A 9,665-nucleotide genomic window follows, 5' to 3' on the forward strand; every position below is an offset into this window, starting at 1 on the left:
CCCTCCGGTGATGCCGCATTCGTTGACGGCGCAACGACTTTTGTAATCGCGACAGCCGCCGTAGTTTAACGAATAACCACAGCAGATAACACACCAGCGGAATAACCACGCAAAGAACAGGTAATCCCATTGAGGTAAACCGTTAGTCAGTGCCTTTAAGCAGGCGCATCAAATCATCGCCCTTCTCTTCTTCATCTTCGTCATCTTCATAAGAGATGCCGAGTTCTTCCATCAGTGCATCAATACGATCAAGCTTAGCGTTAACCCAAGCCTGCTCTTCTGCATTGAGAGTTTCACCTTCTTCAAGACGCTCTAACAGCGCATCCAGGCGCTCATCATTTTCCAGCAAATCCAGTTCAGCCTGTGGTGTAAGCATAGGTTTCTCAACTTTAGGTTTGTGCTGTTTTGGTTTCTTGACCTGGACTTCAGTTACGCCCAGAGCAACGGGTTTTTTACTGCCGATACGCGGATCTTTAGCCTGAGAGCTACCTGTTCCACTTTTAGCCTGAGTGCCGCCAGTTGCGCGACTCCCCGCAGCGTGTCCACTGTGCTTTTTATCACGCTTACGGTCACGCGCTTCACGATCTAACTCTTCACGCGTTTTACGACGTGCTTTTGAAGGTTTGGAACCAGGTGCTGCTGAGTTTTGTTGCTTCATAATAGGTTATCTTGAGCCATTTTTATTCAGTATAGAATTGCGGCGGAATCTAGCAGAAAGCAAGCAAAGAAAAAAGGCGGCAGGTTAACCTGTCGCCTTTTTCTTGTCTCTGGACCCTTCATAGGTCACACAATCCCTGTTTGCACTCGACGCCCTGTCTTTCCCTTGCAAACAACTTCCGTGTAGTTCCTTGTCCTTTTAAAACGTCTCCTGACGTTGCCTCCTGGCATTTCCCTGGTTCTTCGTCATCATGACGCTCCTGAACCCTCATCCTGAGTTGCTATCCTTTCCGGCTCTCCTTTGCCTGTGCCGCTTACTTTACGCTTACCTATTGATTCTACAAGATGAGCATTTGAGTTAAGTCGTTGCCATCACTCAGCACTTACAGAATAACCCCATGTTATATAAACACTTTTAATTATATCTGCATCTCACAACACTGCGTTATCTGCCAGTATGAATGGTCAATGTCTTACAAGCCTCGGGCGGATTTCTGTAAGCCTGTCAGCCGCGCCGAGAAACACGGCGTTTTGCTCATGTTCAGGTATAATCCCCCACAATGCTCATCCTGAGGGAGACAACCGTTTTGAAAAACTGGAACTACCAACTGACCCACTTCGTGCTTAGCGCACCGGATATTCGCCATTTACCTTCTGATACCGGTATTGAGGTTGCTTTCGCAGGCCGCTCAAACGCAGGGAAATCCAGCGCGTTAAATACGCTGACAAATCAGAAAGCACTGGCTCGTACCAGTAAAACACCTGGCCGTACGCAGCTCATCAACCTGTTTGAAGTGGCTGAAGGCTTACGTGTGGTGGATTTACCGGGCTATGGCTACGCCGAAGTACCTGAAGAAGTAAAACTGAAATGGCAGCGCGCGCTTGGCGAGTATCTGCAAAAGCGTAACAGCCTGAAAGGTTTAGTCGTGCTGATGGATATTCGTCATCCGCTGAAAGACCTCGATCAGCAAATGATTCACTGGGCTGTTGCCAGCGGCATTCCCGTGATGCTGCTGTTAACTAAAGCCGACAAACTGGCCTCTGGTGCGCGTAAAGCACAACTGAATATGGTGCGCGAAGCGGTTGTAGAGTTTAACGGTGATATTCAGGTTGAGGCGTTTTCCTCACTGAAAAAAATCGGCGTGGATGTGTTACGTCATAAGCTTGATGGTTGGTACAACGATATCCCACCAGCAATCGAAGAAGACAGCGTTAAAGAAGACGACGAAACGACTGGGGAATAAATAATGTATGGGGAAACCCGTGCATTTCCTGACTCGCGCCCAATAAAAAACGCCCCAGTCATTACTGACTGGGGCGGCTAAAATATTCAGCCAAATCCGATTACGTGAAGTAAAAGGTCTGAAAGATAGAACATCTTACCTCTGTACCCTACGCAAATAACTCTACTCCTTTTTAATCGGTTGAAAAAGTATTTTTTGTAGTTTTTTTTCACCCTTTACACACCGATATTGAAGCGTCATCACAAAAAGCTATGAGTTATGTTGCTTAGTTACATAAATCACTTTAATTAGTGAGCTTCATCCCAGTTTACACCGCTTCCAACTTCCACCAGCAACGGCACATCAAGTTTCATGCTGCCTTCCATCAGCTCGTGAATTTTCTTCGATACGGCTTCCAGATCATCTTGATGCACTTCAAACACCAGTTCATCGTGTACCTGCATGATCATTTTCACACGCGGCTTTTCTGATTCAAGCCAGGCATCGACAGCAATCATGGCACGCTTGATAATATCGGCTGCCGTTCCCTGCATTGGGGCGTTGATAGCCGCACGTTCAGCACCTGCGCGACGAGCCGCATTGCTGGAATTGATATCAGGTAAATAAAGACGGCGGCCATCCAGCGTTTCGACATAACCCTGCTCTTTTGCCTGCTTGCGAGTACGCTCCATATATTCCAGGACACCCGGATAGCGCTCGAAGTAGAGGTCCATGTATTTCTGCGACTCTTTTCGCGGAATATTGAGCTGGCGTGACAAACCAAACGCACTCATGCCGTAAATCAAACCGAAGTTGATCGCTTTCGCGCTGCGGCGTTGCTCTCCAGAAACATTATCCAGCGGAATACCGAATACTTCCGCAGCCGTCGCGCGGTGAATATCTTTGCCTTCAGCAAACGCCGTCAGCAGCCCTTTATCGCGAGATAAATGCGCCATGATGCGCAGTTCAATTTGCGAGTAGTCGGCAGAAACAATCAGGTAATCTTTCGGCGCAATAAAGGCCTGACGAATACGACGACCTTCTTCATTACGCACTGGAATATTTTGCAGGTTTGGCTCGGTTGAAGATAAACGCCCGGTTGCCGCAACAGCCTGATGATAAGAAGTGTGTACGCGCCCCGTTTTCGGGTTAATCATCAGCGGCAGCTTATCGGTATAAGTCGATTTCAGTTTTGCCAGCCCACGATGCTCAAGAATAACTTTAGGCAATGGATAGTCCAGAGCCAGCTCTTCCAGCACTTCTTCAGATGTGGACGGTGCGCCGCCTGGGGTTTTCTTCAGCGGCTTAATTCCCTGTTTTTCAAACAGAATGGTTTGCAGCTGCTTTGGAGAAGAGAGATTAAACGGCTCACCCGCGATTTCGTGAGCGGTGATTTCCAGCTCAGCGAGGCGTTTTGTCAGTTGCTCAGAATGCGTATGCAGCACAGCCGGATCGATCTTCACGCCATTGCGTTCAATGCGTGAAAGCACGGGCACCAGCGGCATCTCAATATTTTTGAAGATACTTAATGGCCCTTCACGCTTTTCAAGCTGAGGCCACATTTTCAGGTGCAACTGCAAGGTCACGTCTGCATCTTCTGCGGCGTAACGCCCAGCCTGCTCGAGATCTATCTGGTTGAAGGTCAGCTGCTTTTTACCTTTACCGGCAATCTCTTCAAAAGTGATGGTTGTGTGCTTCAACCAGCGTGCGGAAAGGCTGTCCATGTCATGACGTCCTGCAACGCTATCAAGAATATAGGACTCGAGCATGGTATCGAACGCAATTCCGCGAAGTTCGATATCGTAGTTTTGCATGATGCCACGGTCAAACTTGAGGTTTTGCCCAACCTTAAGAATGCTTTCATCTTCAAGTAGCGGCTTCAACATCTCGAGTGCGCGTTCGCGAGGAATTTGCACAGGGGCATCTAAATAGTCATGCGCAACCGGTATATAGCACGCAACGCCCGGCTCCGTAGCAAATGAAAGACCGACCAGATTCGCGCTGATGTTGTCCAGACTGTCAGTTTCCGTGTCAAAGGCGATGACAGGTGCTTTCTTCAGGCGAGTAATCCATTCTTCAAGCACGCTTTCTTCAAGAATAGTGACGTAGTTTTCGTGAGAAAGGGCAATTGCTGGCTCTTCTGGTTCAGCTTCGGTTTCAATCTCAATGGTTTTTTTAGGCTGAGTAGCACTCTTCGCGCCCTTGGCCTGCAACCATTTGCCAGCTTCTACGTCGGTAATCCAGCGTTTGAATTCATATTGTGTGAACAGCTCAAGAAGCTCTTCGTCTGCAGGCTGCTGCACTTCTAATTGCTCGCAACCGAGTTCAAGCTCAACGTCCGTTTTAATGGTCGCCAGTTTATAGGAGAGGTAAGCAAGATCTTTGCTTTGTTCAAGCTTCGCCGCCATGGTTTTTGCACCACGGAAGGTTAATTCTGCGATTTTCTCTGGGTTGGCATACAGCGTATCCAGTCCACCTAAGCCTTGTAGCAGCGCCTGTGCTGTTTTCTCGCCAACGCCCGGCACACCAGGGATGTTATCTGACGAGTCGCCCATTAATGCCAGGAAGTCGATGATGAGTTCTGGCGGCACGCCATATTTAGTCTGGACTTCATCCGGGCCAAGAATGGTATTGGTCATGGTATTGATAAGCGTAACGCCCGGTGTAACCAACTGCGCCATATCTTTATCGCCGGTACTAATCAACACCGGGCGACCAACACGCTCAGCTTCAAGCGCCAGTGTACCAATCACATCGTCAGCTTCCACGCCTGAAACCGCCAGGAGAGGCAAGCCCATGGCTTTAACCATCGCATGGAGAGGTTCTATTTGCGCACGCAGATCGTCGGGCATTGGCGGGCGATGAGATTTGTAATGCTCGAACAATTCGTCACGGAAGGTTTTGCCTTTAGCATCAAAAACCACTGCTGCGTGGGTCGGTTGATACTGCAACAGAAGACTGCGCAGCATGTTCAGCACACCGTACATTGCTCCTGTTGGTTCACCTTTGCTATTGGTCAGCGGTGGAAAGGCATGATAAGCACGATAAAGGTAGGATGAGCCATCAACGAGGATAAGTGGGTTTTGCGCGATCTGAACCATAATGTTCCGTTCCGTGACTGGTTTTAGTTTATAGCTAAAGGATGCCATAGCCTGGCTGAAAACATGAACTTTTGAGGCAGATTAGGTGAAAAGTTTTGTTGATCTTCGAGATCGGCCTCAAGATCAATATTGTGGATAAGTTTGTGCATAATTCTTTAAGTATTTGATTATTTCTTTTATAGGAAACACTAACCTTCATAAATACTATTGTTTATCATTACCTTATGAATTAACCGCTCAAGTTTCACGACCTTCCATGGGTGATCCGTAAATGTGGATATAAAAAATAATTATGTTATAGAGCAATAATATCAAAAGCCCTATATGCACCATTTATTAATGAGCAGTTTTAGTTTCATCGCTCACTAACCTTTTCTGATAAAATTCTCCACGTATTATTCTTCCCCCTGAATCTGACACTCTCTAACCATCTGAAAAATTTATTTATGTCGAGATTATTCGCTGCGATAACGTTAATTCTGAGTGTCGTTCTCACCATTGTGGTGACTATCGCATGTTCAGTTCCCATTATTATCGCTGGCATCATCAAACTCCTGTTACCTATTCCAATCATCTGGCGTTCAATCTCGGCCTTTGCTGATTTCATGATGTATTGCTGGTGTGAGGGGTTAGCTTTCTTACTTAAGCTGAATCCAAACCTAAAATGGGATATTGAGGGCCTGGACGAACTCAGCAAGAAGAACTGGTACCTGCTGATTTGCAATCACAGAAGCTGGGCCGATATCGTCATTTTATGCGTACTGTTTCGCAAACATATCCCGATGAATAAGTTCTTTTTAAAACAACAGCTCGCTTGGGTACCGTTTATGGGCCTGGCTTGTTGGGCGCTGGATATGCCATTTATGAAGCGGTATTCACGGGGGTATTTACTCCGCCACCCGGAGCGGCGCGGTAAAGATGTCGAGACGACCCGCCGTTCATGCGCGAAATTTCGCTCTCATCCAACGACAATTGTGAATTTTGTCGAGGGTTCAAGATTTACTAAAGAAAAGCGATTACAGACTCGTTCAGCTTTCCAGAATCTTCTTCCACCGAAAGCAGCGGGTATCGCAATGGCTCTTAACGTATTGGGAAAACAGTTTGATAAACTTTTAAACGTTACGCTCTGTTACCCGGAGAATGTACAAAGCCCGTTCTATGACATGTTAAGTGGCAAGATGACTCGGATCGTGGTGAGAGTGTCGCTGGTGCCGATTCCAGAGGACCTGCATGGCGATTACATAAATGATAAGGGTTTTAAACGGCGTTTCCAGCAATGGCTGAATGCGTTATGGCATGACAAAGACGCGCTGCTGACGAGCATTAAACGATAAAAGAAAGCCGGTCAATCGACCGGCTTTTTTATTATTTTTTCTCGACCAGGAATTTGGCCACATCAGCATATTGCTGGACGAATACGTCCATGTTGCTGGTGTCCATTCCTTGCGGGTTCAATTGATATTTACCGTTCACGAAAATAGCTGGAACACCCTGCAATTGCAGATCTGCCGCGGCTTTCTCTTGTTGGGCAACCAATGATTTCACCACAAAGCTATTCCATGCTGCGTCATACTCTTCAGCTTTAACGCCTGCATCAATGAATACCTGGCGGATATCTGCAACGTTTTGAACAGTCTGTGTTTTTTGCACAGCTTCAAACATAGGAGCAGTGATTTTATCTTCCACACCCAGCGCCATTGCTACCGCCCACGCCTGAGTCAGGTCTTTGCCCAATGGGCCAAGGAACTCGACATGGTATTTAGTCATTTTGGTGCCTTCCGGCAGTTTTTTCTTCACGGTATCAGAAACATGAAGAACTTCTTCAAACTGATAGCAGTGCGGGCAATAGAAAGAGAAGAACTCCAGAACCTGCGGCTCTCCAGCGACGGGTTTTTCCAAAGTAACGAACTCTTTGCCATCTTTATACTGCGCTGCAGAAACGCTGAATGCCAGGATCATCCCCGCCAGCGCCAGCCAAATCTTTTTCATCATCAAATCTCTCCTGAATAAATACTGATTAATACATTGGCGTTAATGTTAATGGTGGTTCACGCAGAACCCGGACCTGCTCTGTAAAAGTCGCAATTTGTCTCCGCCAGTAATCTTCGTCGGTAAGCCACGGAAAATTTCTGGGGAATGCGGGATCATCCCAGCGTCGAATTATCCACGCGAGATAATAGACCATACGCATGGCTCGTAAAGGTTCTATGAGCGCAATTTCGTCTGAATTAAATGGAGCAAACTCTTCATATGCCTCAACAATCATTTCCAACTGCATTCTCTGCTCGGCTTTATCGCCATTGAGCAGCATCCAGATATCCTGAATTGCGGGGCCATTACGGGCATCATCGAGATCGACGAACAGAGGGCCATCGCGCCAGAGAATATTCCCCGGGTGGCAGTCTCCATGCAGTCGCAGTGACTCAAAATCAGCATGCCAGTGAAGTTTCACTTCTTCTATAAGTGCATCTGTTGCTTTTAAGAAGCGCTGTTTCAGAGCAGATGGAATGAGATGCGTGTGCTCAAACAGTTCACGCGGCTCAAATAAATATTCACTCAAGCCCATATCAGGACGAGCAGAAAATTGCTTGCGGCGCCCCGTTTGATGGATGCGGCCAAGATAGCGTCCCACCCATTCCATTTGATCCAGGCTATCTGTTTCGTACTGTCTTCCGCCTAAACTTGGAAACACCGCGTACATAAACCCTTGATGGCGCAGCAAGGTATTGCCGTTAAACTTCAATGGTGCGGCGACAGGAACCTCATCAGCCAGCAACTCAAGGGCAAACTGATGTTCTTCTTGTATCTGTTCAGGAGACCAGCGATGAGGACGATAAAATTTCACCACATAACGTTTTCGATCCTCGTCCTGAAACTGATAGACGCGGTTCTCAAAACTATTTAATGCAGTCAAGCCGGAATCCACCCGTATGCCCTGTTCAAAAAGGGCATCCATGATGGTATCCGGATGTAGTGTCTGAAAATTGAAAGCGCTGTCTGTCATCCACGCAACCGACTGTAAATGCGAATAGTTAAGGATAACATTTCGTAGCCGTTATAGTGGACTGGCTTACAAGCTTTTACTCTTTAATTACGCCACGAGCGCGCAATAATGCGGTCTTAAAATCTTCTTCGTAGTCTTTCTGAATGCCAGGAATAACAGCATCTTTCGCGGAGTCACGCATTTTCAGATGATAAATAAGCACGTCATCGGTCAGATCGGTTAATTCACCGGTATAACCTGACTCTTTACTGAGTTTCTGTAAAAATTGAATCAAATTGAGATCAGGCTCTTTCTGCCATGCGGGCTGAAGTAGCTCGAGCAGTTCGTTAAGACGTTTGCATTTCATTATTGTGCTCCTTTCACATGCGAGGGGTACACGTTAGCAGGCTCAAACCCACATTAAAAGAGGCGATATTGGTGAGATGTTTAACGGAAGTTACTGGTGTGGTTTTAGCCGGTGGGCGATCAACTCGAATGGGTGGCCAGGATAAAGGGCTCATCGAATTAAATGGACTACCGCTGTTTGAACACGTCATCAGAAAGCTGGCACCGCAGGTCAACGACGTGGTGATTAGCGCCAACAGAAATAGAGCAAAATATCAGTCTGTTGGGTTAACCGTTCTCAGCGATACATTGCCCGATTACCCTGGACCGCTTGCTGGAATGTTGTCACTAATGAAGCAGTTACACAGTGAGTGGTTTTTGTTTTGCCCATGCGATACACCCAATATACCCGACGATTTAGCATCCAGGCTTTGGGAGCAAAAAAGGGATGCTTCTGCTGTTTGGGTAAACGATGGTGAGCGAGATCATCCCACTATTGCCCTCCTGCACAAGAAACTCACTGCTCCGCTGGAAAGCTATCTTGCTTCAGGTGAACGGCGAGTCATGGTTTTTCTGCGAGAATTGGGCGGACACGCCGTATTATTTCCGAATCAGAAGCAAAATTTCGTCAACATAAATTCACCGGAAGATCTCGCACAGTGGGAAAACATATAATGGTGCCTCTACTCGCTTTTGCCGCCTGGAGCGGTACAGGCAAAACGACACTTCTTAAGCAATTGATTCCTCTGCTTAATGATCGAGGCATTCGTCCTGGTCTGATCAAACATACCCATCATGATGTCGATATCGATACACCCGGAAAAGACAGTTATGAACTGCGAAAAGCCGGTGCCGCGCAAACAATCGTCGCCAATAATAATAGATGGGCATTAATGACCGAAACACCTGCGCAAGAAGAGCTGGATCTGCACTGGTTAGCCAGTCGAATGGATCCAACTTCATTGGATTTGATATTAGTTGAGGGATTTAAGCATGAAGCGATTCCAAAAATTCTGCTTTACAGGGATGGGCTGAAGCACAGCATTGCTGAGCTTGTGGTCGATAACCAAGTGATTGCCATTGCTAGTGACGTGCAGCTTCCTGATGTGCAGATTCCAGTTCTGGATATCAATTCACCCTTTCAGATTGCTGATTTTATTGCGGATTGGATTAAGAAGTGAAATTAGCCTGCCTTGTTGCGGGCATTTTTATGTATAAATCGCAGACAGCAAAAAGCCCTGTACGTCAGTACAGGGCTTTCCACTTATTTGGAGCCTGGCAGTTCCCTACTCTCGCATGGGGAGACCCCACACTACCATCGGCGCTACGGCGTTTCACTTCTGAGTTCGGCATGGG

General features: G+C 47.0%; 9 protein-coding genes. 4 read left to right on the forward strand and 5 right to left on the reverse strand.

Translation table 11 applies throughout. The features are described from left to right. Window positions 1-142: 142 nt before the first annotated feature. Window positions 143-658, reverse strand: coding sequence for a Der GTPase-activating protein YihI (yihI, locus tag M2371_RS20320; RefSeq protein ID WP_172896023.1), 516 nt, complete (start codon window positions 656-658; stop codon window positions 143-145). A 586-nt stretch (window positions 659-1,244) separates the two neighbouring features. Between yihI and yihA the strand changes: the two genes are divergently transcribed. Further along, window positions 1,245-1,901, forward strand: coding sequence for a ribosome biogenesis GTP-binding protein YihA/YsxC (yihA, locus tag M2371_RS20325; protein WP_259268567.1), 657 nt, complete (start codon window positions 1,245-1,247; stop codon window positions 1,899-1,901). Between the two features lie 287 nt (window positions 1,902-2,188). Here yihA and polA read toward each other — a convergent pair whose 3' ends face one another. Beyond that, the gene (gene polA, locus M2371_RS20330) at window positions 2,189-4,981 is read right to left on the reverse strand and encodes a DNA polymerase I (RefSeq protein WP_172896024.1); all 2,793 of its coding nucleotides are present in this window, start codon (window positions 4,979-4,981) and stop codon (window positions 2,189-2,191) included. A gap of 446 nt (window positions 4,982-5,427) precedes the next feature. On the opposite strand from polA, the gene M2371_RS20335 reads away from it, so the two are divergent. Next, window positions 5,428-6,315: an acyltransferase gene (locus M2371_RS20335; RefSeq protein WP_172896025.1), complete on the forward strand. Its 888-nt coding sequence runs from the start codon at window positions 5,428-5,430 to the stop codon at window positions 6,313-6,315. Window positions 6,316-6,346: 31 nt separating this feature from the next. Here M2371_RS20335 and dsbA read toward each other — a convergent pair whose 3' ends face one another. The 3 genes from dsbA to M2371_RS20350 all read right to left on the reverse strand — a co-directional run bounded on the left by dsbA (window position 6,347) and on the right by M2371_RS20350 (window position 8,331). After that, window positions 6,347-6,970 (reverse strand): thiol:disulfide interchange protein DsbA, encoded by a 624-nt coding sequence (dsbA, locus tag M2371_RS20340; protein ID WP_034500101.1) that lies wholly within the window; start codon window positions 6,968-6,970, stop codon window positions 6,347-6,349. Between the two features lie 28 nt (window positions 6,971-6,998). Further along, window positions 6,999-7,985, reverse strand: a complete 987-nt coding sequence (locus tag M2371_RS20345) for a serine/threonine protein kinase (RefSeq protein ID WP_259268568.1) — start codon at window positions 7,983-7,985, stop codon at window positions 6,999-7,001. A gap of 76 nt (window positions 7,986-8,061) precedes the next feature. Further along, window positions 8,062-8,331 carry a YihD family protein gene (locus M2371_RS20350; protein WP_034499931.1) on the reverse strand — a complete coding sequence of 90 codons (270 nt, stop codon included), beginning with the start codon at window positions 8,329-8,331 and terminating at the stop codon, window positions 8,062-8,064. Between the two features lie 71 nt (window positions 8,332-8,402). Here M2371_RS20350 and mobA point away from each other — a divergent pair, with 71 nt between their 5' ends. Further along, window positions 8,403-8,984 carry a molybdenum cofactor guanylyltransferase MobA gene (gene mobA / locus M2371_RS20355; protein WP_259268569.1) on the forward strand — a complete coding sequence of 194 codons (582 nt, stop codon included), beginning with the start codon at window positions 8,403-8,405 and terminating at the stop codon, window positions 8,982-8,984. Continuing rightward, a complete protein-coding gene (mobB, locus tag M2371_RS20360) occupies window positions 8,984-9,490 on the forward strand; it encodes a molybdopterin-guanine dinucleotide biosynthesis protein MobB (protein ID WP_172896028.1) in 507 nt (168 codons plus the stop codon). The genes mobA and mobB overlap by 1 nt, the downstream gene beginning before the upstream one ends. Window positions 9,491-9,665 lie beyond the last annotated feature (175 nt).

Source organism: Buttiauxella sp. BIGb0471 (assembly GCF_024807715.1).
In the GTDB taxonomy this organism is placed as follows: domain Bacteria; phylum Pseudomonadota; class Gammaproteobacteria; order Enterobacterales; family Enterobacteriaceae; genus Buttiauxella; species Buttiauxella agrestis.

Bases quoted from the DNA above. Each gene is read 5' to 3' on its own strand.
- yihI (WP_172896023.1), bottom strand. From the start codon at position 658: ATGAAGCAACAAAACTCAGCAGCACCTGGTTCCAAACCTTCAAAAGCA.
- polA (WP_172896024.1), bottom strand. From the start codon at position 4,981: ATGGTTCAGATCGCGCAAAACCCACTTATCCTCGTTGATGGCTCATCC.
- M2371_RS20335 (WP_172896025.1), top strand. From the start codon at position 5,428: ATGTCGAGATTATTCGCTGCGATAACGTTAATTCTGAGTGTCGTTCTC.
- dsbA (WP_034500101.1), bottom strand. From the start codon at position 6,970: ATGAAAAAGATTTGGCTGGCGCTGGCGGGGATGATCCTGGCATTCAGC.
- M2371_RS20345 (WP_259268568.1), bottom strand. From the start codon at position 7,985: ATGACAGACAGCGCTTTCAATTTTCAGACACTACATCCGGATACCATC.
- M2371_RS20350 (WP_034499931.1), bottom strand. From the start codon at position 8,331: ATGAAATGCAAACGTCTTAACGAACTGCTCGAGCTACTTCAGCCCGCA.
- mobB (WP_172896028.1), top strand. From the start codon at position 8,984: ATGGTGCCTCTACTCGCTTTTGCCGCCTGGAGCGGTACAGGCAAAACG.